This window comes from Pseudooceanicola onchidii (genome assembly GCF_004959925.1).
GTDB lineage: Bacteria > Pseudomonadota > Alphaproteobacteria > Rhodobacterales > Rhodobacteraceae > Pseudooceanicola > Pseudooceanicola onchidii.
Window position 1 is genome coordinate 537,206 of record NZ_SPUW01000002.1, and the last position, 21,002, is coordinate 558,207.

22 protein-coding genes are annotated in these 21,002 nt (G+C 64.0%); 8 read left to right on the top strand and 14 right to left on the bottom strand.

The annotated features are described in order from the left end of the window. Positions 1-42: 42 nt before the first annotated feature. The 3 genes from E4S58_RS10470 to E4S58_RS10480 form a co-directional block, all read right to left on the bottom strand. Positions 43-537 carry a hypothetical protein gene (locus E4S58_RS10470; protein ID WP_136636356.1) on the bottom strand — a complete coding sequence of 165 codons (495 nt, stop codon included), beginning with the start codon at positions 535-537 and terminating at the stop codon, positions 43-45. Then, positions 534-755 (bottom strand): hypothetical protein, encoded by a 222-nt coding sequence (locus tag E4S58_RS10475; RefSeq protein WP_136636357.1) that lies wholly within the window; start codon positions 753-755, stop codon positions 534-536. The genes E4S58_RS10470 and E4S58_RS10475 overlap by 4 nt, the downstream gene beginning before the upstream one ends. Before the next feature lie 154 nt (positions 756-909). Beyond that, the gene (locus E4S58_RS10480) at positions 910-1,704 is read right to left on the bottom strand and encodes a polysaccharide deacetylase family protein (protein ID WP_240789524.1); all 795 of its coding nucleotides are present in this window, start codon (positions 1,702-1,704) and stop codon (positions 910-912) included. Positions 1,705-1,861: 157 nt separating this feature from the next. On the opposite strand from E4S58_RS10480, the gene pnp reads away from it, so the two are divergent. The 3 genes from pnp to E4S58_RS10495 all read left to right on the top strand — a co-directional run bounded on the left by pnp (position 1,862) and on the right by E4S58_RS10495 (position 5,653). After that, positions 1,862-4,000 (top strand): polyribonucleotide nucleotidyltransferase, encoded by a 2,139-nt coding sequence (gene pnp, locus E4S58_RS10485; protein WP_136636358.1) that lies wholly within the window; start codon positions 1,862-1,864, stop codon positions 3,998-4,000. Between the two features lie 103 nt (positions 4,001-4,103). Beyond that, the gene (locus tag E4S58_RS10490; RefSeq protein ID WP_136636359.1) at positions 4,104-4,823 is read left to right on the top strand and encodes a glycosyltransferase family 25 protein; all 720 of its coding nucleotides are present in this window, start codon (positions 4,104-4,106) and stop codon (positions 4,821-4,823) included. Beyond that, the gene (locus E4S58_RS10495; RefSeq protein WP_136636360.1) at positions 4,820-5,653 is read left to right on the top strand and encodes an alpha-1,2-fucosyltransferase; all 834 of its coding nucleotides are present in this window, start codon (positions 4,820-4,822) and stop codon (positions 5,651-5,653) included. Before E4S58_RS10490 ends, E4S58_RS10495 begins: the two co-directional genes overlap by 4 nt. Here the strand turns inward: E4S58_RS10495 and E4S58_RS10500 are convergent. The 9 genes from E4S58_RS10500 to E4S58_RS10540 all read right to left on the bottom strand — a co-directional run bounded on the left by E4S58_RS10500 (position 5,650) and on the right by E4S58_RS10540 (position 13,674). Then, a complete protein-coding gene (locus E4S58_RS10500; RefSeq protein WP_136636361.1) occupies positions 5,650-6,063 on the bottom strand; it encodes a PaaI family thioesterase in 414 nt (137 codons plus the stop codon). The genes E4S58_RS10495 and E4S58_RS10500 overlap by 4 nt on opposite strands. 9 nt (positions 6,064-6,072) lie before the next feature. Beyond that, positions 6,073-7,107, bottom strand: a complete 1,035-nt coding sequence (locus tag E4S58_RS10505; protein ID WP_136636362.1) for a phosphotransferase — start codon at positions 7,105-7,107, stop codon at positions 6,073-6,075. Between the two features lie 12 nt (positions 7,108-7,119). Beyond that, positions 7,120-7,785, bottom strand: a complete 666-nt coding sequence (locus E4S58_RS10510; RefSeq protein WP_136636363.1) for a histidine phosphatase family protein — start codon at positions 7,783-7,785, stop codon at positions 7,120-7,122. Between the two features lie 101 nt (positions 7,786-7,886). Continuing rightward, positions 7,887-9,089, bottom strand: a complete 1,203-nt coding sequence (locus E4S58_RS10515) for an acetyl-CoA C-acyltransferase (protein ID WP_136636364.1) — start codon at positions 9,087-9,089, stop codon at positions 7,887-7,889. 20 nt (positions 9,090-9,109) lie between these two features. Next, positions 9,110-10,036 carry an SDR family NAD(P)-dependent oxidoreductase gene (locus E4S58_RS10520; protein WP_136636365.1) on the bottom strand — a complete coding sequence of 309 codons (927 nt, stop codon included), beginning with the start codon at positions 10,034-10,036 and terminating at the stop codon, positions 9,110-9,112. Then, positions 10,036-10,500, bottom strand: a complete 465-nt coding sequence (locus E4S58_RS10525; protein ID WP_136636366.1) for a MaoC family dehydratase — start codon at positions 10,498-10,500, stop codon at positions 10,036-10,038. The genes E4S58_RS10520 and E4S58_RS10525 overlap by 1 nt, the downstream gene beginning before the upstream one ends. Before the next feature lies 1 nt (position 10,501). Beyond that, positions 10,502-11,335, bottom strand: a complete 834-nt coding sequence (locus tag E4S58_RS10530) for an SDR family oxidoreductase (protein WP_136636367.1) — start codon at positions 11,333-11,335, stop codon at positions 10,502-10,504. After that, complete coding sequence (locus E4S58_RS10535) at positions 11,335-12,459, bottom strand: acyl-CoA dehydrogenase family protein (protein ID WP_205965377.1); 1,125 nt, start codon at positions 12,457-12,459, stop codon at positions 11,335-11,337. The genes E4S58_RS10530 and E4S58_RS10535 overlap by 1 nt, the downstream gene beginning before the upstream one ends. Before the next feature lie 12 nt (positions 12,460-12,471). Continuing rightward, on the bottom strand, positions 12,472-13,674 hold the full coding sequence (locus E4S58_RS10540) for an acyl-CoA dehydrogenase family protein (protein ID WP_136636368.1): 1,203 nt from the start codon (positions 13,672-13,674) through the stop codon (positions 12,472-12,474). A gap of 201 nt (positions 13,675-13,875) precedes the next feature. On the opposite strand from E4S58_RS10540, the gene E4S58_RS10545 reads away from it, so the two are divergent. The 5 genes from E4S58_RS10545 (at position 13,876) to E4S58_RS10565 (ending at position 18,797) form a co-directional block, all read left to right on the top strand. Continuing rightward, positions 13,876-15,051, top strand: coding sequence for a branched-chain amino acid ABC transporter substrate-binding protein (locus E4S58_RS10545; protein WP_240789525.1), 1,176 nt, complete (start codon positions 13,876-13,878; stop codon positions 15,049-15,051). Positions 15,052-15,131: 80 nt separating this feature from the next. Then, on the top strand, positions 15,132-16,064 hold the full coding sequence (locus tag E4S58_RS10550) for a branched-chain amino acid ABC transporter permease (RefSeq protein WP_136636370.1): 933 nt from the start codon (positions 15,132-15,134) through the stop codon (positions 16,062-16,064). Continuing rightward, positions 16,061-17,329: a branched-chain amino acid ABC transporter permease gene (locus E4S58_RS10555; protein WP_136636371.1), complete on the top strand. Its 1,269-nt coding sequence runs from the start codon at positions 16,061-16,063 to the stop codon at positions 17,327-17,329. The genes E4S58_RS10550 and E4S58_RS10555 overlap by 4 nt, the downstream gene beginning before the upstream one ends. Then, a complete protein-coding gene (locus tag E4S58_RS10560) occupies positions 17,326-18,093 on the top strand; it encodes an ABC transporter ATP-binding protein (RefSeq protein WP_136636372.1) in 768 nt (255 codons plus the stop codon). Before E4S58_RS10555 ends, E4S58_RS10560 begins: the two co-directional genes overlap by 4 nt. Then, a complete protein-coding gene (locus tag E4S58_RS10565; RefSeq protein ID WP_205965378.1) occupies positions 18,090-18,797 on the top strand; it encodes an ABC transporter ATP-binding protein in 708 nt (235 codons plus the stop codon). Before E4S58_RS10560 ends, E4S58_RS10565 begins: the two co-directional genes overlap by 4 nt. A gap of 89 nt (positions 18,798-18,886) precedes the next feature. Here the strand turns inward: E4S58_RS10565 and E4S58_RS10570 are convergent, their stop codons facing one another. Together E4S58_RS10570 and E4S58_RS10575 are read right to left on the bottom strand one after the other, a co-directional pair. Next, positions 18,887-19,741: a DMT family transporter gene (locus tag E4S58_RS10570; RefSeq protein WP_136636373.1), complete on the bottom strand. Its 855-nt coding sequence runs from the start codon at positions 19,739-19,741 to the stop codon at positions 18,887-18,889. Between the two features lie 91 nt (positions 19,742-19,832). Beyond that, positions 19,833-20,999, bottom strand: a complete 1,167-nt coding sequence (locus tag E4S58_RS10575; RefSeq protein ID WP_136636374.1) for an MFS transporter — start codon at positions 20,997-20,999, stop codon at positions 19,833-19,835. Between the last annotated feature and the right edge of the window lie 3 nt (positions 21,000-21,002).

A 21,002-nucleotide genomic window follows, 5' to 3' on the forward strand; every position in this document is an offset into this window, starting at 1 on the left:
GCCCGCGTCGGAAGACGCGGGCGTTTTCTTTTTGGCGATCGGTCAGGCCACGACACGCAGGGTCGGACGACCGCCGACTGCCTGATGATCCGCACCGACCCCATGCCGCGCTGCGAAGGCCAATGCGGCGCGGATCATCCTGGGATCGCGCCGCCCATGTGTCGCGCTCTCCAACGCGACACGCGCCTGGTCCGTCCGGTCGCGGCGGGTGTAGTGCAACACCATCAGCAACATCGCCTCGTCCACCGTCAGAATGTGCCGTTGCATGATGTCGAGCGGGTCGTGCACCTTGAACCCGTCCGGTCGGCAGGCCGCAGCCGCGCGCAGATATTCCGCCAACCCATGCGCCATAGCGAGGCCGACGGTCGCGCCCCATTTCTCGGACGCCGTTGCATATGCAAGGTGCCAGGCGTGCGTTTCGGGCCGGGCCAGCGCGATCAGGAAATGCCGCAGGATCGGCAGAAGATCCCGTTCGGTCTTGTCCAGCGGCAGGTCCGTCAGGGCAATGCCATGCGGGGCGTTCGACATGTCGCTCATGCGCGGGTCCTTTCTGCTGTCGGGCGATAGTCATCCAGCCGAACCGCGTCGTCGTCGGTCAGGGTCGCCATGGTTCGCGGGTCGGGGCGGGGTACCGCCGCCTTGGCCGGGAATCGCAGGTCGGCTTCGATTGCCTGACGCAATTTCGGGTTCAGGCCGCAGCCAAAGCGCTGCGCGAAGGCGTCGGTTGCCAGCAGATTTGTCAGTGTCTTGTCCATGCCAGTGCTTCCGTATTGTGCCGCGAGGGCGGTAGGGCTGCCTGGCGATGACCGATAGGCCTGACTTGGCATCGCTTATCTGACAAAATTAATCAGGAATTGCAAGTGGCGATGTTCCAGCGCCCGAACGACGCCTGCAAAACGGCCGTTCGGTTCAGCGATAGCTCAGAAGGTCCGACACCGTGACGAACCGATAGCCCCGCGCAGAAAGGTCGTCGATGATCACGGGAAGGGCCGCGCGGCTGTTGGCATTGCCGCGAAACATCAGGTGGAGCATCACGATATCGCCCGGCCCGGCTTGGGCCAGAACCCGTCGGGCGATATCTTCTGCCGTCTGGTCAGGCTGGAATGTCTCGGCCGCCACCGACCACATCACGGTCAGACGGTCCTCTCGCGCGAGGTGCAGGGGAAGAGAGAAAAGCTTGCGCCCATAGGGCGGCCGGAAGTGAAGAGGGCCTTCATATCCGACGTCGCGCAGGATGGCGTCCGTCGGTTCCAGTTCCTTACGTACGGCGGAGGGAGAGACAAGCATCATCCGACGGTGCGACCAGGTGTGATTGCCGACCTCATGGCCCGCCGCGATAATCGCGCGCATGGCGTCGGGATGCCTTTCAACCGCGATGCCATTGACGAAGAAGGTCGCGATTACGCCTCTGTCGGCGAGGATTTTCAGGACTTCCGGCGTCGCTTCATCCGTGGGTCCGTCGTCGAAAGTCAGGGCAATCACCTTGTCTTCGGTGTGCACCTTGGCGATGATTTTGCCGAACAGTTGATACCGATTGGCGTCGCTGAAGCGTTCAACGCCCCAGGCGAGGGCGACGAGGATCAGCAGGGTAAGGCCGAGGCGGATGCTAATGCGTTTCATGTATTGCCGACCCTGACGACTTTGGTTCGACGGATCGATACCAGTCCGCAACCTTTCGCGAAACCTGCGGCCGGGAGAAACCAATGCTTTCCACGTTGGCTGATTTCCTGTATGGCCCCCGCATCTGAGACGTGACGCTCCGGCCCCCGGCGTCGTGCAAAGGATAGGGGGCGGCGGCAATGGGGCCGCCATGACACCGGGAGACCCGCAGGGGCGGGAGTGCTCCCTACAGGATAGACATATGTTCAATGTGACTAAGAAGACGATGGAGTGGGGCGATGAAACGCTCACTCTGGAAACGGGCAAGGTTGCCCGTCAGGCGGATGGCACCGTGATCGCGACGCTGGGTGAGACCAGCGTGATGGCGAACGTGACCTTCGCCAAGGAACCGAAGCCGGGCCAGGACTTCTTCCCGCTGACGGTTCACTACCAGGAGAAATACTATGCCGCCGGTAAGGTTCCGGGCGGCTTCTTCAAACGCGAGGCGCGTCCGACCGAGAAGGAAACGCTGACCGCGCGCCTGATCGACCGTCCGATCCGCCCGCTTTTCGTGCCGGGCTTCAAGAACGAAGTTCTGGTGATGTGCACCGTTCTGTCGCACGACCTGGTCAACGATCCGGACGTCGTGGCGATGATCGCGGCATCTGCTGCGCTGACCATTTCCGGCGCGCCGTTCATGGGCCCGATCGCCGGTGCCCGCGTCGGTTTCGTCGATGGCGAGTATGTGCTGAACCCCTCTGTCGACGACATGCAGGGCCTGCGCAACAACCCCGAGCAGCGTCTCGACCTGGTTGTGGCCGGCACCAAGGACGCCGTCATGATGGTGGAATCGGAAGCTTACGAGCTGACCGAGGAAGAAATGCTGGGCGCGGTGACCTTCGCGCACGAGCAGATCCAGCCGGTGATTGACCTGATCATCTCGCTGGCCGAAGACGCCGCGAAAGAGCCGTTCGACTTCACTCCCCCGGATTACTCGGCGCTGTATGACGTCGTGAAAGCCGCAGGTGAAGACCAGATGAAGGCCGCCTACGCCATCACCGACAAGCAGGAGCGCGTTGCCGCTGTTGCCGCCGCCAAGGACGCCATCAAGGCGGGCCTGACGGAAGAACAGCTGGAGGATGCGAACCTCGGTTCCGCGCTGAAAAAGCTGGAATCGTCCGTCCTGCGCGGCTCTGTCGTGAAGGAAGGCAAGCGGATCGACGGTCGGGCGCTGGACACTGTCCGCCAGATCGAGGTCGAAACCGGCCTGCTGCCGCGGACCCATGGTTCCGCGCTCTTCACCCGTGGTGAGACGCAGGGTCTGGTCGTGACCACGCTTGGCACCGGCGATGACGAACAGTTCATCGACGCGCTGCACGGCAACTTCAAATCGAACTTCATGCTGCACTACAACTTCCCGCCGTATTCGGTTGGCGAAGTGGGCCGCGTTGGTTCCCCGGGTCGTCGTGAAATCGGTCACGGCAAACTGGCATGGCGCGCCCTTCAGGCCGTTCTGCCCGCCTCGACCGACTTCCCCTACACGATCCGCATCGTGTCCGAGATCACTGAATCCAACGGCTCGTCCTCGATGGCGTCCGTCTGTGGTGGGTCGCTGTCCATGATGGACGCGGGCGTTCCGCTGAAGGCCGCTGTGGCCGGTGTGGCCATGGGTCTGGTGCTGGAAGACGACGGCTCCTACGCGATCCTGACCGACATCCTGGGTGACGAAGACCACCTGGGCGACATGGACTTCAAGGTGGCCGGGACCGAAGAGGGGATCACCTCGCTTCAGATGGACATCAAGGTCGCAGGCATCACGCCCGAGATCATGCAGAAAGCCCTCGCCCAGGCGAAAGCGGGCCGTCTGCACATCCTTGGCGAGATGAACAAGGCGCAGGCCGGCACCGGCGAATTCTCGGTCCACGCACCGCGGATCGAGACGATGCAGATCCCGACCGACAAGATCCGTGAAGTGATCGGGTCCGGCGGCAAGGTCATCCGCGAAATCGTGGAAGTCTCGGGCGCCAAGGTCGACATCAACGACGAAGGCATCATCAAGATCGCTAGCCCGAACGGTGACGCCATCCAGAAGGCCTATGACATGATCCATTCGATCGTGGCAGAGCCGGAAGAAGGCCAGGTCTACAAGGGCAAGGTCGTGAAGATTGTCGATTTCGGCGCCTTCGTGAACTTCTTCGGCAAGCGTGACGGCCTGGTGCACGTGTCCCAGATCGAGAACCGCCGCCTGAACCATCCGTCGGATGTGCTGAAGGAAGGCCAGGACGTCTACGTGAAGCTTCTGGGCTTTGACGATCGCGGCAAGGTGCGCCTGGCCATGAAGATGGTCGACCAGGAGACCGGCGAAGAGATCGCCAAGGACAAGGCCGACGCAGAGGAGTGATCCTTTCGTCAGGTTGAATTTGGGACGCCCCGGGGGAGACCTCGGGGCGTTTCGCGTTTCGCGGGCGGCTTGCCCTTTGGGGGCGGTCCTGCAATATCGCGGCATGATCCGCAGCTACATCATTCACATGGACAGCAGCACGGCCCGGCGCGGGCTGGTCGACGGGCTGATGGCGCGCCTGCCGGGGGCCGAGGTTCTGCCGGCCGTCGATGGCCGGGTGATGGACGATGCGTCGCGCACGGCGATCACGGCGATGACGCCGCATGATCCGGCCTATCCCTTCCCGCTCAAACCGGGCGAAATCGGCTGTTTCCTGTCGCACCGCAAGGCCTGGGCGGCGATCGTGGCGTCGGGCGACGCGGCGGGCCTGATCGTCGAGGATGACATCGCGCCGACCGACGGCTTCGATGCGGCGCTGGCGCTGGCGCTGGATCACATCGCGCCGAACCGGTTGATCCGCTTCCCCCTGCGCGACAAGGAAGAGGTGGCCGAGGTCGTCGCGACGGCAGACGGGGTCCGGCTTTTCCGGCCACGCGTCATCGGCCTGACCACGGGCATGCAGATCGTCGGGCGCGAGGCGGCGGCGCGTCTGCTTGACCTGACGGACACGCTGGACCGGCCCGTCGACACCTTCCTTCAGATGCGCTGGCTGCACGGGGTCGAGGTGGTCAGCCTGACGCCTGCGCCGGTGCGCAGCGCGGTGGCGGAAACGGGCGGCAGCACGATACAAAGCCACACTTCGGCCTGGGCCGAGATCAGCCGCGGCTGGCGCCGGATGCGCTATCGGTCACGGGTGGCGCGGCTTTCAGGGGACAAGACATGATCTACACGCGGTTTCACGGGCGTACCGGCAACCAGATGTTCCAATACGCCGCCGCGCGGGCCCTGGCGCTTGAGCTGTGCACGCGGGTGGTGCTGGACGACCGGCTGGCCATCGCGCGGGGTGAACGGTCGATCACCCGGATCTGGGATCTGCCACGCACGCAGGCACCGATGCCGCCGTCCAAGCATGACCGCAAGCTGGCCCATTACCAGTGGCGCTACCTGGGGCGGTCGCCGAAATACGTGCGGGAGAAGGGGCTTGGTTTCGATCCGGCGTTCTTTTCCCTGCCCGACGACAGCTACCTTCATGGCTACTGGCAATCCGAGAAATACTTCGGTCGTCACGCCGACCAGATCCGCGCCGATTTCGCGCTGCCCGCGCCGACCGGCCGGAATGCCGAGCTGGCCGAGGAAATTGCGGCAGCGCCGTCGGTGTCGCTGCATGTGCGCCGGGGCGACTACGTTGCGCTGGCGGCGCATGGGGTCTGCGATCAGGCCTATTACGACGCGGCGCTGGCGCAACTGCTGCCCAGGCTGGATGCCGAACCGGTGATCTTCGTTTTCTCGGATGAACCCGACTGGGCGCGCCATCACCTGACCCTGCCCGGGCGGCGGGTGGTGATCGACCACAACGGCGAGGATGCGGATTACGAGGACATGCGGCTGATGTCGCTGTGTGACCACAACATCATCGCCAATTCGTCCTTCTCGTGGTGGGGGGCCTGGCTGAACACCAACCCGGACAAGATCGTCGTGGGTCCGAAGGACTGGTTCGCCAACCCCAAGCTGACGAACCCCGATATCCTGCCCGATGGCTGGCTGAGGGCCTAGCGCCCCCGGTAGCGGAAGACGCCGGTTGCGCGGGCGGCGACATTGCCCAGTTCATCGCGGATCTCGGCTTCGGCAAAGTATGTCTTGCGACCGCCGCCGGTCTTGCGTCCCTCGGCGATGATCGTCTTGCCCTTCAGGGGGCCGACGTAGTTCACGTTGAGGTTCAGTGTCATGGCCAGCTGCCGGTCCTCGGGATCGCCGGTGAAACAGCCCGCGTAGCCCATGACGGTGTCGGCCATCAGCGCGTGCACCCCGCCATGCGGGATGCCGTAACGGTTCATCAGGAAATCTTCCATCGGCAGGTCGAACCGCGCGTGGTCGGGGCCCCAGTCGGTCAGGAAGAAGCCGATGCGCTTCTGGAAAGGGTAGGGGTCTTCGACCAGCAGGGGGTCCAGGGGGATGTCGTTCATGTTCAGTATTCAGACCGTCTTGGCTGCGTTGAGGCCCGCTTCGGCAAAGCGGGGGACAGCGGCGCCCATCTGTTTCGCCCGTTCCGGGTTCGAGGCATTGCCGTCCAGCGCGCGTTTGTACACGCCCTGAATGATGCCTGCCATGCGGAAGAAACAGAAGGCCAGGTAGAAGCCAAAGCGGTCGATGCCGGGGATTCCGGCGCGACGGCAGTAGCTTTCGAGGAAATCTTCATCGGTCATCAGGCCCTCGGCCCGGCGGTCGACACCGGCAAGACCGCGGCTGTTGGCATCGGCCGGCATCATCCACTGCATGATGACCGCTGCCACGTCGGCGTAGGGGTGGCCGGTGGTCGACAGTTCCCAGTCCAGCACGGCGGCAACGCGCGGCTGATCCTTGTCGAACAGCATGTTGTCGATGCGGTAATCGCCGTGTGCCAACGTCCGCAGACCGTCGTCGGCGGGGATGTTGTTGTTCAGCCAGTCGATCAGCGCATCCATGTCGGGGATCGTTTCTGTCTCGGACGCGCGGTACTGCTTGGTCCAGCGGCCGATCTGGCGTTCATAGTAGTTGCCCGTGGGGCCGTAGTCGCTCAGCCCCGTAGCCTCCAGATCGACGGCGTGGATCGCGGCCAGAACGCGCGACATCTCGTCATGGATGGCATAGCGGTCATCCCGCGCCAGTTCCGGCAGGGACGGCAGGTTGAAGTGGCGGCCCTTCACCTCGTCCATGACGTAGAACATCGATCCGATGACGTCGTCGTCTTCGCACAGCACATGCACCTTGGTCACCGGCACCTGCGTGTTGTAAAGCGCCTTCTGCACGCGGAATTCGCGGTCGACGGCGTGAGCCGATTTGAGAAGGACCCCCGGCGGCTTGCGACGCAGGACATAGTTGTGTTTCGGCGTGATCAGCCGGAAGGTCGGGTTGGATTGCCCGACATTGAACTTCTCGGCCTCGAGCGGGCCTTCGAAGCCCGGCAGGTTTGAGGTCAGCCATTTCTCAACGGCGGCGACGTCCAGTTTCGTGGGGTCCTGTTTGGTCATCGTTACCCTCCCTCAAGCGTAAGTCAGAAGGCGGTCCGCATTGGCCGCCGTGATATGTGGGGTTTCGTTGAACCCGTGAAAGTACTTCGCGCGCGGCGTCCAGACGAAGCGCGTGATTGCGGTGTTCTTCATCTGCAGCTGCATCTTGGTCTGGTGGAGGCCGGGGGTTTCCAGCAGCGCCGACACCGCCTGACCGATCGCCCCGCCCGAGGAGACGGCAAAGACCGTCTCGACCCCGTCGCGCATCAGCGCGGTGCAGGCCTGATCGACGCGGGTGGTGAACTGGGCCCATGTCTCCGGCGGGTTCGGGATCTCGTCCCGCTGCCATTCGGCGACGGTGGTGCGCAGGGTGCGGAAGTGGCTTTTGTGGTCGGTCATCATGCCGTCCGGTTCACCACCAGCCGCGTATTTGGCCTTCAGCAGTGCACCGAAATCAAACTCGTCCAGCCCGGGGTGCTCTTCGGGTGTGCTGTCGACGCCAAGCCCCTTCAGGATGCCCGCCAGCGTTTCCTTCTGACGTCGCAGGGTGCCGTGGGCGGTCAGGTCGGGGGTGATCCCTTCCTGCCGGAACCAGTGGCCAAGCGCTTCGGCCTGTTCGTGCCCGATCGGGGACAGCACGTCATAGTCGTCGGCCCCGAAAGAGGCCTGACCGTGGCGGATAAGGTAGAGCGTGGGCATTAGTGTGTTGCGTCTTCCATGCGCCTATCCCGGCCGGGTGCCGGGACTGCGTTATGTCTGGGGGGACGGCCCCGGAGCGGGTCCGGGGCCGTCCCTATGGTTCAGAGAACTTCGAACAGGCCTGCCGCGCCCATGCCGCCGCCGACACACATGGTGCAGACGACGTACTTGGCGCCACGACGCTTGCCTTCGATCAGTGCGTGGCCAACCATCCGCGCGCCCGACATGCCATAGGGGTGCCCGATGGAAATCGCGCCGCCGTTCACGTTCAGCAGTTCGTCCGGGATGCCGAGGACGCGCTGCGACTGCAGGACCTGGCTCGCGAAGGCTTCGTTAAGTTCCCACAGGCCGATGTCGTCCATCTTGAGCCCATGCGCTTCCAGCAGCTTCGGCACCGCGTAGATCGGGCCGATGCCCATCTCTTCCGGGCCGAGGCCGGCGGCCATCACGCCGACATAGCGGCCAAGCGGCTGCAGGCCGCGCTGTTCGGCCACCTTGGCTTCCATGATGACCGAGGCGGACGCGCCGTCGGACAGCTGCGATGCGTTGCCGGCGGTGATGTACTTGCCTTCGGCGATCTGCTGGCCGTCCTTGAAGACCGGAGCGAGGCTTTGCAGGTTTTCCAGCGTGGTGGACGGGCGGTTGCCTTCGTCCTTCTCAAGCGTGACTTCCTTGAACGAGACTTCCTTGGTCTCCTTGTCCATCACGCCCATGGTCGAGGTCAGCGGCACGATTTCGTCGTCGAACTTGCCGGCCTGCTGGGCTGCGGCGGTGCGCTGCTGCGATTTCAGGGCGTATTCGTCCTGGTCTTCGCGGCTGACGTTGTAACGCTCGGCCACGATTTCCGCCGTTTCCAGCATGGACATGTAGAGTTCGGGCTTGTGTTCGTTGATCCAGGGATCACGGGCACGGTCGGCGCGCATGTTCTGGTTCTGGACCAGCGAGATGGATTCCACGCCGCCGCCGATGCAGATGTCCATGCCGTCGTGGATGACCTGCTTGGCGGCCGTGGCGATGGCCATCATGCCCGAGGCACACTGGCGATCCAGCGACATGCCGGCGATGCTGACGGGCAGGCCCGCGCGGATCACGGCCTGACGGCCGATGTTGCCGCCGGTCGATCCCTGCTGAAGCGCCGCACCGACGATGCAATCGCTGATCTCGGAGCCGTCGAGGCCCGCGCGATCCACGGCGTGCTTCACGGCGTGGCCGATCAGTTCCTGTGCCTGGGTGTTGTTGAACGCACCGCGAAAGGCCTTGCCGATCGGGGTCCGTGCGGTCGAGACGATGACTGCGTCACGCATTTGGGTTTCCTCCCTGAGAATTACGATTTGGGCAGCTCGATGCCGCGCTTTTCGGCGGCCATCGAGGCATATTTGCGGGTCTGGGCAAAGGCGCCCGGCATGATCTGCTGATTGTCCTCGGCACGGATGTCGTCCATCCGGGCGGCGATGGCATCGGGGTTCAGCTCGTCATCGCCAAAGGCCACGCCTTCGGTTTCATAAATGCGGCATTCGGCAAAGCAGCCGCCGCCTGCGCCCATGATCATCCGGTTCGGCGCGTCCTCGGCCACCAGCGTCAGCATGCCCGGGGTGATGGTTTCCGGCTTGAGCAGATCAAGCACCTGTTCCGGCAGCAGGCCTTCGGTCATCCGGGTGGCGGCCGTGGGCGCCAGGATGTTGGCTTTGATGTTGTACTTCTGCCCTTCCTGGACCAGCACGTTCATCAGGCCGACCATGGCGGCCTTGGCAGCGCCATAGTTCGACTGGCCGAAGTTGCCGTAAAGACCCGAGGCCGAGGTGGTGTAGACGATGCGGCCATATTCGTTTTCGCGGAAGTGATCCCACAGCGCCTTGGTCGGCACGACAGACCCCATCAGGTGCACGTCGACAACCTTGGCAAAGTCATCAAGCTCCATCTTGGCGAAGGTCTTGTCGCGCAGGATGCCCGCGTTGCAGACAAGAATGTCGACCTTGCCCCATTTGGCGATGGCCTGATCGACCATGTCCTTGACCTGCGCCGCGTCCGTGACGTTTGCGCCGTGGGCCATGGCTTCGCCGCCCATGGCCTCGATCTCCTTCACGACCGCATCGGCCTGCGCGGTGGACGATCCGGTGCCGTCGGTGGCGACGCCCAGATCGTTGACCACGACCTTTGCGCCCAGTTTCGCCAGGCCAAGCGCATGGGACCGGCCCAGACCGACGCCTGCGCCGGTGACGATGGCCACGCGGCCGTCAAAACGAATGCTCATTATTTCTCTCCGAAGTATCTGCGGCCCAGCCATTCGGCCACGAGCGCGGGTTTGTCCTTGCCGTCGATTTCGACCGTGACGGTGGTGGTGGTCTGCACCTCGCCCGGGCGGATCTCTTCGAACTTGTCCAGCACGAAGCGGCCGCGGATTTTGGACCCGACCGGCACCGGCGACACGAAGCGCACCTTGTTCATGCCGTAGTTCACGCCCATGGTGACGCCTTCGATCGACGGCATCTGGTAGACCATGGCCGACAGCATCGACAGCGTCAGGAAGCCATGGGCGATGGTTGTGCCAAAGGGGGTCTTGGCGGCGGCCTCGGGATCGACGTGGATGAACTGCCAGTCCTCGGTGCAGTCGGCGAACTGGTCGATCCGGGCCTGCGTGATCTCGAACCAGTCGGAGACGCCGATCTCCTGGCCGACCATGGCCTCGAATTCCTCTCGGGTGATGGTTTTGCTCATCTCAATCCTCTGATGCTGTAGCTGACTTGGCGGCGACGGCGGCATTGAGCCCGCCTGCCACCGGAATGGTGTGACCCGACACATAGGCGCCGGCGCGGGAACACAGGTACAGGACCACCCCCGCGATATCCTCGGGCGTGCCGACACGACCCAGGGGGATGTTCTGGCCGGCCTTGTCGCGCTGTTCCTCGGTGCCGATGGCAAAGGCCATCATCTTCGAGACGAAAGGCCCGGGCGCGATCGCGTTGACGGTGATGTGTTGCGGCGCCAGTTCCGACGACAGCAGCGTCGTCATGTGGTGCACCGCGCCTTTCGACACGCCGTATGAATAAGCCGTGCCGCCGCGCGGCTGGATCCCGACAATCGATCCGGTGTTGACCACGCGCGCCGGATCCTCGGCGGTGCCCGCGCGGCGCAGCAGCGGCAGCAGTTTCTGGGTCAGGTAGAACATGCCCGTGACATTCACGTCCATGACGCGGGACCAGGCGTCATAGGGAAACTCCTCGATCGAGGGGGCGCCCCAGGTCTTGCCCGCGTTGTTCAGAAGGATCGGCAGGGCATCGGTGCGGGCTTCGACCTCGCGCACCAGGTCCAGGACGCCCTGTTCGGTGCCGACGTCACCCGCAAAGCCCACGGCCTGTCCGGCCAACCCCATGGCGTTCAGCTGATCCGCCGCGCCTTCGCAGGCATGCGCCTTGCGCGAGGCGATCATCACGTCGCAGCCCGCCCCCATCAACGCCTCGGCGGCCATCAGGCCGATGCCCGATGCGCCGCCGGTGACAAGGGCGGTCTTGCCGGTCAGATCGAACAGCCGTGACGCCAGCAGGTCCGACATCAGAAGCCCCGGGCCTTCGCGACCCGTGCGGCGTGATAGCCATAGTCGCCCAGCCATTCGGCCCCGACGCGCGCACGCTTCATGAAGAAGCCCATGTCAAATTCGTCGGTCATGCCGATGCCACCATGCATCTGGACGCCTTCGCTGACCGCCAGTTTGGCGGTCCGGGTGGCGCGGGCCTTGGCGATCGACACCGCGATCTCGGCGTCCTCGGGGCTTTCGTCCAGCATCCGGCCGGCGTTGGCGATGGCCGAGGCCGTGATCTCGATTTCCGCGAACAGGTGCGCGGCGCGGTGTTGCAGAGCCTGGAACGACCCGATGGTGCGGCCGAACTGCTTGCGTTCCTTCAGGTAGCCGGTGGTCATGCCGAAGGCGCCGGCCGATACGCCCAGAAGCTCGGCCGACAGGGCGGCCTGACCTGCGTTCAGCGCGGTCGCGATGGCGGCCATGCCACCGTCGACCTCGCCCACCACGTCGTCGCCGGTCGCCTCGACCGCGTCGAAATCCAGCTGGGCGTGGTCGCGTTCGTCCACCGTGCGCTTGGCCGTGCGCGACAGGCCCGCACGGTCGGCGTCGATGTCAAAAAGGGTCAGGCCATCGGCCTCGCCCTCGGCGCCGGCGGTCCGGGCCAGGACCAGCACGCGGGTCGCCGCGCCGCCGTCCGCGACAAAGACCTTGCGCCCAGACAGCCGGAAGGCATTGCCGGATTTCTCGGCCTTCAGCGCGGTGCGCAGGGGCGCGTGCTTCGCGCCTTCGTCCACGGCCAGCGCATAGATCGACGATCCGTCGGCGATGCCCGCCAGCCGGTCGTTGGCGGCACCTTTGAGCGCGGTGGCCGTCATCACGGCGGTCGAGATGAACGGAGAGCTGGCCAGCACCTCGCCCATCTCCTCGCTCAGGATACCCGCTGCGCGGTGACCCATGTCGGACCCGCCGGCCTCTTCGGATAGCAGCACGCCGGTCCAGCCCATCTGGGCCATTTCCTTCCAGAGGCCCGGGTCATAGGTCCGGCCAGCATCGCGGTTGGCGCGAAAGGCGGTGATGGGGGAGGATTCCGAAAGGAACCCGCGCGCGGCATCGCGCAGCATGACTTCATCCTCGGTCGGGACAAGCGAAGCAACCATGGTGTTATTCCTTTACGAAGACGGCAGTTCGAGAACACGCTTGGACAGGATGTCGAGCATCACTTCGCTCGTCCCGCCCTCGATCGAGTTCGCCTTGGTGCGCAGCCATTCCGGCGCCAGCGTGCCGTGATCGCCGTCCCATTCGACCCCTTCGGAGCCGGTGATGGACATCAGGATTTCGTACCGGCGCTTGTTCAGCTCGGTCCCCGAATACTTCAGCATGGCCGAGGCATGGCCGACGCCGCCCTGTTTGGCCATGTCCTTGTAGCGTTCCATCGTCATGCCCATGGCGAGCGTGTCGATCTCAAGCTCCATGGTTTCGGCGCGGATGATCGGATCTTCCATGAGGTGGTCGTCCAGCGTGTCGATGAAGGCGCCCAGGGACCGTCCGCCCAGGATGCCACCCGCCGCGCCAGAACCGCCGCCGCCGATCATTTCACGTTCGTGTGTCAGCAGGTGCTTGGCCACGTCCCAGCCGCGGTTCAGCTCTCCGACGATGCGGGATGTGCCGTCGTCCTGCTTGGGCACGGTGACGTCGTCAAAGAAGGTCTCGCAGAAAGGGGAAGAGCCCGAGATCAGCTTGATCGGCTTGGTCGAAACGCCGGTTTCGGACATGTCGATCAGCATGAAGGAAATGCCCTTGTGCTTGGGCGCGTCCTTGTCGGTGCGCACCAGAGCAAAGATCCAGTCGGCGTGGTTGGCGTAGGAGGTCCAGATCTTCTGGCCGTTCACCACCCAGTGGTCGCCCTTGTCCTCGGCGCGGGTCTGGACGTTGGCCAGATCCGATCCGGCGCCGGGTTCGGAATAGCCCTGGCACCAGCGGATGCGGCCGTTGGTGATGTCGGGCAGGTATTTCAGCTTCTGTTCATGGGTGCCGAAGGCCAGCAGCGCCGGGCCAAGCATCCAGAGGCCGAAACTTTCCAGCGGAGAGGGTGCCTTGGCCTTTTCCATCTCTTCGCGGAAGACCTTTTCCTGCGCCCGCGACAGGCCCGCGCCGCCGTATTCGACAGGCCAGCGGGGGGCGGTCAGGCCGACCGAAGCCGCGTTTTCCATCCAGATTCGCTGCTCGTCCGACGCAAATTCAAAGCGCTTGCCGCCCCAGCAGATCGTCCGCGCGGATGCGGGCATATCCTTCAGTTTTTGCGGGCATTTTTCGGCGATAAAGGCCGCGACCTCGGACCGAAAAAGGTCCAGGTCGTCCGAAAATGACGACATGCGCTCTCCTCCCAGACGCGTGATGTTTTGCAGTGCAGAATAGAATTTCACAGATTGCTTGACAAGGCGGGTCGGAAACCTTTTGATCGACCCAGAAACGTTCGGGAACAGAATCCGGACTTTCGTAACGGGAGGAAATCTATGTCCATCAAAACTGCCGCTCTCGCGGCTGCTGTCTCTGTTGTTGCTGTTTCTTCTGCAATGGCTGACGTCAAATTCGCATTCATCGACCCGCTGTCGGGCCCCATGGGTCCGTCCGGTGAGGCCGGCTACACCAGCTTCCTGCTTGCAGCCGAACATATCAATGCAAATGGTGGCGTGAACGGCGAACAAATCGAAGTCAAAGGCTACGACAACAAGGTCAACCCGAAGGAATCCCTGGTTCAGCTGCAGAAAGCCATCGACGATGGCGTGCGCTACATCTTCCAGGGCAACGGGTCGTCCGTGGCTGCCGCGATCATCGACGCGGTCAACAAGCATAACCAGCGGAACCCCGGTGACGAGGTCCTGTTCTTCAACTACGCCGCCGTGACGCCGGACTTCACCAACGACGGTTGCTCGTTCTGGCACTTCCGCTTCGACGCGCATGCCGACATGAAGATGGCCGCAATCACCGACTACATTCAGGGCCAGGACGACATCAAGAAGGTCTACCTGATCGGTCAGGACTACATCTTCGGTCAGGCCGTCGCGGCCGCGGCGGAAAGCCAGCTGAAGGAAAAGCGGCCCGACATCGAAATCGTCGGCAACGAACTGCACCCGCTGGCAAAGGTGAAGGACTTCACCCCCTACATCCAGAAGATCATTTCTTCCGGTGCGGATGCCGTGATCACCGGCAACTGGGGCGCCGACATGCAGCTGCTGATGAAAGCCGCTGCGGAATCCGGCTCTGAAATCCCCTACTTCACCTTCTACGGCGGTTCGCTTGGTGCGGTGTCGGCCCTGGGTGAAGGCGCGATCGACCGCCTGTACCAGGTGACCGAAGCGATCACCAACCTGGATGCGTCGGACGAGCAGTACGCTCTGATCGAGGAATACAAGCAGCGTTTCCCCGAGTATGACTACTACTACCACCGTGCGTTCAACGCTCTGAACATGTTCAAGCAGGCGGCGGAAACTGCCGGATCCAACGATCCGATCCCGGTGGCCTTCGCGCTGGAAGGCATGACCTACGAAGAGCCCTATGGCACCGCGACCATGCGCGCCGACGATCACCAGCTGCAGCAGAACCTGTACATCTCGACCGTCTCGAAGGACGTGAAGTACGGCGTGGACAACATCGACCTCGGCTGGAAGCTGCTGGACGGCGGCAAAATCGACGCAGCCGCGGCCGAACAGCCGACGACCTGCCAGATGGAGCGCCCGGAGAAGCCGTAATCCACGGGTTCTTCACTGCTGACTGATCAGGGCGCCGTGCAGGTCTGCGCGGCGCCCTTCCTACACTCAACGAGGTCATCATGGAAACGATCGTATTCGCGCTGCTGAACGGCGTGATCTACGGGCTTTTGCTGTTCATGCTGTCGTCCGGCCTGACCCTCATCTTCTCGATGATGGGCGTGCTGAACTTCGCACATGCGAGCTTTTACATGCTGGGCGCCTACTTCGCCTTCACCATCATGGGCGCGACCAGCTTCTGGATCGCCCTGTTCCTTGCCCCCGTTCTTGTCGGACTGGTCGGGGCCGTCGTCGAAAGATACGGTCTGCGGCGGGTTCACGCGAACGGCCACGTGGCGGAACTTCTGTTCACCTTCGGCCTCGCCTACCTGATCGAGGAGATCGTCAAGATTTTCTACGGCAAGACCGCCGTGGATTATAAGATCCCCTCGCTTCTCGATTTCCCGGCCTTCACGATCTACGGGGCTTCGTTCCCGGCCTACCGGATGTTCATGCTTGTCATCGCCATCGGGATGCTGATCGGCCTGTGGTTCCTTCTCAAGAAGACCCGCGCCGGTCTGATCATCCAGGCCGCCCTGACGCATCCGCACATGGTGGGCCACCTGGGCCACAACGTGCCGCTGATCTTCATGACCGTCTTCGGCATCGGCTGTGCGCTGGCCGGTCTGGCGGGCGTGATCGCGGGCAACATCTTCGTGACCGACCCGGCCATGGCGGTGCAGATGGGCCCGATCGTCTTCGTGGTGGTTGTCGTCGGCGGGATCGGATCGCTGGAAGGGGCCTTCCTGGCTTCGATCCTGATCGGCCTGCTGCAGAACTTCGCCGTGGGGATCAGTGCGTCCTTCGCGGATATCTTCTGGTTTACCGGCCTCAGCCCGACCTCGGAAATCGGTGACATCACCGTGTCGTCGCTGGCCCCGGTCCTGCCGTTCCTGCTGCTGGTCCTGATGCTGATCTTCCGCCCGCGCGGCCTGATGGGAGAGCAAGAGCTATGAGCGACACAACCCAAAGCTATCAGAACATCGCGCCCTCGGGCGCGGCCAAGTTCCGCCAGCGGATCCTGCCGTTTGCCGTGTTCATCGCGATCATCCTGCTGATCCCGCTGACCGATCCGTCGCGGACCATGTATGCGCTGATGCACCAGATGGCGATCTACATCGTCTTCGCGGTGGCCTACAACATGCTGCTGGGCAAGGGGGGCATGCTGTCCTTCGGCCACGCGGTCTACTTCGGCCTCGGCGGTTATCTGTGCATGCACGCCATGAACTGGATCGCCGACGGGACGGGCATCTGGGGCAGCTTCCCGACGTTCTTCCTGCCGATCATCGGCTTCGTCGGCGGCGGCCTTGCGGCCATCGTGATCGGCTCCTTCTCGACCAAGCGGTCGGGGACGACCTTCGCGATGATCTCTCTCGGTGTGGCCGAGCTGATCTTTGCCGGCGCCTTCATGTTCGACAGCCTCTTCGGCGGCGAACAGGGGATCAACGGTGACCGGATGAACGGCCCCGAGGTCTTCGGCCTGTCGATGGGTCCGCAGTCGGACATCTACTGGTTCATGGCCTTCTGGACGATCCTTGCGGTCATCGCGATGTATGCCTTCACGCGGACGCCGCTTGGCCGTCTGTCCGAGGCAACCCGCGACAACCCGCAGCGGGTCGAGTTCATCGGCTACAACCCGCAGCGCGTGCGCTGGCTGGTCTTCTCGCTCTCGGGCGCCTTCGCGGGCCTGGCGGGCGGCATGTCGGCCGTGAACTACGAGATCTTCACGCCGGAAGCGCTGTCGCTGATCCCGTCGGGTTTCGTCCTGATCATGGCCTACGTGGGGGGCATCACCTACTTCGTCGGTCCGATCATGGGGGCGATCCTGCTGACCTACATGTCGTCGATGATGTCGGACTTCACCGAAGCCTGGCTGCTCTACCTCGGGCTGATGTTCGTCCTGATCGTGATGTACGCGCCGCGTGGCATCGCCGGGATCATCTTCGGCATCTGGGACGGCATCCGTGGTCCCAATGCAGGCGAGATGATGCGCAAGTGGGCGGTTCAGCTGGCGGGTGGTCTCCTGATGCTGATCGGTCTGATCGTCCTGGTCGAGGTCGCCGTGCGCTGGTCCAACGGCTGGGGTGAGGCCTTCGAACCCTTCGGTCTGCACTTCACCCATGGCTCCATCGTGACCTGGATCGTCATCATCGTCCCGCTTGTCGCAGGGGGTTACCTGCTGCGGCTCGCGGGTCGCGAGAAAGAGGAGATGCCGGCATGACCGCACCCGCCCTTTCCCTGAAGAACCTGTGCAAGAGCTTCGGCCCGGCCAAGATCATCAATGACGTGACCCTGGATATCGCCAAGGGGGAACGTCACGCGATCATCGGTCCGAACGGCGCAGGCAAGTCGACACTCTTCAACCTGATCTCGGGGCTCTACACCCCGACATCCGGCACGGTGTCGCTGAACGGCACGCTGATCTCAGGCGTCGCCCCGTTCGAGATCAACCGGATGGGCCTGTCGCGGTCCTTCCAGGTCTCGAACATCTTCGCCAACATGACGGTGCGCGAAAACGTGCGCTGCGGCGTGCTGCATTCGCTTGGCCAGGGCTACGCCTTCTGGAAAAGCGTGACCTCGTCGAAAGAGGTGCAGGAGAAGACCTACGAGGTGCTGGAACATTGTTCGCTTGTCGACAAGGCCAACACCCCGGCAGCGCTTCTGCCCTACGCCGACCAGCGGGCGCTCGAGATCGCGATCACCATCGCGGGCGGTGCCAATGTCATCCTGCTGGATGAACCGACCGCGGGGATGAGCCATTCGGAAACCGACCGCGCGGTGGAACTGATCCGCAAGTCGACCGAGGGCAAGACGCTGGTGATCGTCGAACACGACATGGGCGTGATCTTCGACCTGGCCGACCGCATCTCGGTGCTTGTCTACGGCGAAATCATCGCCTCGGCGCCGCCGTCGGAAATCCGCGGCGATCCGAAGGTCCGCGAAGCCTATCTCGGGGATGAAGCCCTGCCGGAGGAAACCGTATGACCCAGCCAATGCTCGAGGTCAAAGACCTCCACGCCTTCTACGGCAAGTCCCACGTCCTGCGCGGCGTGAACATGGAGATCATGCCGGGCGAGGTGATCGCGCTTCTGGGCCGCAACGGCGTGGGTCGGTCGACCACCGCCAAGGCCATCATGGGCGAGGTCGCGCCGAAAGGGGAGATCCTCTTCAAGGGCGAGCCGATCGCGGGGCTGGAAAGCCACAAGATCAGCCGCATGGGCCTGGGCTACGTGCCGGAATCGCGGGACATCTTCCCGACGATGACGGTGCGCCAGAACCTGATCCTTGGCATCAAGGACATGAAGAACCCCGGCAAGTACACCGTGGACGACATGCTCGACATGTTCCCCAACCTGCGCCGCCGGGCCGACAATGCGGCGGGCGTCCTGTCGGGCGGGGAAAAGCAGATGCTGACCATGTGCCGGACCCTGATGGGCAACCCGGAGCTGATCATCATCGACGAACCGACCGAAGGCCTCGCGCCCAAGATCGTGCAGCAGATCGGCGATACGATCGCGGAAATCGCCAAGACCGGCGTCGCGATCCTGCTGGTCGAACAGAAGCTGTCGATCGCCCTGCGCATCGCCAACCGCGTCTATGTCATGGGACACGGTGAAATCGTCTACGGCGGCACCCCGTCGGATTTCGCCACGCGCGATGATGTCCGCAAGGAATGGCTCGAAGTCTGAGAGCCGCGACACCTCGCGACGACCAAAGGGGCCTTTCGGGGCCCCTTTCTTCATCTTGCCCCAAATACTCCCGCCGGAGGCCTCCGCCCTTACCGCCCGCGCCCGGCCAGTCGCAGGCCCATGAGCCCTGAGGCCAGGATGATCGCGAGGCCCAGGAAGGCCAGCACATCAGGCCAGTCTCCGAAGACGGCAAAGCCCAGCAGCATGGCCCAGAGGATCTGGCTGTAGACCAGGGGTGCTACCACGTTTGCGGGCAGGTTGCGGCTGGCGATCAGCAGCAGGTAATTGCCAAGCGCCGATCCGAAGGCGGACAGCGGGAAGGCCCAGGCGAAGCCGGGGGGCAATGTCTCGGGCCAGGTGTAGACGGCGGCCGGGGTGATCGCCACGGCCCCCATCACCAGTTGCGAGAAGAGCAGGAACCGGGGCCGGAACTCTCCGGCGACCATACGCGTCGCGACCAGGTAGCTGCCATAGAAGGTGCCCGCCAGAAGCGCCATCGCCATGCCGAAGGACATGCCGAAGCCCGGTTTGACCACCAGCAGCACGCCGCCGAACCCGACCAGCAGCAATGTGGCGCGGGTCAGGGTGATGCGTTCCTTCAGCAGCAGGGCCGAGCCGAAGTAGGCGACCACCGGCCCCACGAAGAAGGCGCCGAAGACATTGGCGATCGGTTCGGTCCGCAGGGCCGTCAGGATCGAACTGATCCCGGCCACGATCAGCACCGTGCGCAGCAGCAGGCGGCGGTCGGTAAAGGCGGGCAGATCGGCCCGGGTCAGCCCGACCAGCGGGGCCAGCACGACGGCGGCCAGGGCAAAGCGGCCCCAGGCGGCGAAGTAGGGGCTGATCCCCTGAGAGGTCAGGGTCTTGCCGCCGGTATCGCCCAGCACGATGCAGGCCATGGCCAGGACGACAAGCACGACGTGGGTCAGGGAAATATTCGGCATGACCCTGCTGACCGCATTCTGGGCGACTTGTCAAACCGTATCAAAAGGCCGCCCCGCCAGTGGTTTGGCGGGGCGGCCCCACGCCTCGGGCTCAGGTTGCAGGTAACGGGAGGTCACGCTGCGCCCTGAGTTTGAGGGCGATCAGGATGCCGAGGACCGCGATGGCGATGCCGGCGGTGCTGATGAAGCTTAGCCCGACACCGGCCAGCATCGCGCCGCCGATGACCACGCCCATGCCCTGGCCCAGGTAGACCATCGACCCATTCAGCGCGAAGGCCAGCGTGGCGGCGGGGCCTGCGGCCTCGGCCAGGCGGGACTGGACGATCGGTGCCGTCCCGAACAGCGAGGCAGAGCCGATCATCATTGCGCTGATGGCGGCGATCAGTCCGGGGGTGCCGTGCCAGTCCCCGATCAGGGCCACGGCAAAGATGGTTTGCGACAGGGCGATGGTGGCAAAAAGCCAGACCAGCGGGCTGCGCGCCCCGCGTTCGGTCATCCGCGTGCCGACGACCAGGCCGATGAAGGTGCCGAGGCCCGAGATCATCTGCACCATGCCCACCCCGCGCCCGTCAAAGCCGGTCAGGTCCGACACCACCGGCCGGACAAAGCCGATCACCACGAAGATGGCGCAGAAGGCGAGGCCCGTGACCAGCAGATAGCCGGTGGTCGGCCAGCGCATCACCATGCGGAAGGCGCCCTTGTGCGGAGCCGGGGGCGTGGGGATGCGCGGCACGAAGATCAGGGCCATGACAGCGGCAAAGGCGCTGATGCCCGAGGCCAGCCAGAAGCTGGCGCGCCAGCCATAGACCTCTCCGATCGCCGATCCAAGCGGGATGCCCGACAGGAAGGCCAGAGTGACGCCACCATAGACCGTTGCCAACGCACGGGCGCGTCGTTCCGGCCCCACCAGCGCCACGGCAATGGTCGAGGCGATCGGCAGGGCCAGCGCCCCGAAGGCTCCGGTCAGTGCCCGGGTGACGGCCAGGCCGGTAAAGCCCGGCATCAGGGCCGAGGCGCCATTCATCACCGTCAGGTAGGCCAGGGTCACGACAAGCAGCATCTTGCGGTCGAATCGCGTGGTCAGCATCGCCAGGATCGGGCCGCAGATCGCGCAGGTGATCGAAAAGATCGACTGCAGCTGTCCGGCCGCGCCGACGCTGGTGTTCAGATCCTGTGCCATCGGGGTCAACACCCCGGCAAAGACGAAGACGCCGGTGGTGAAGGCCAGGGGCGCCAGCATGAGGGCGAAGAAGCGCATGAT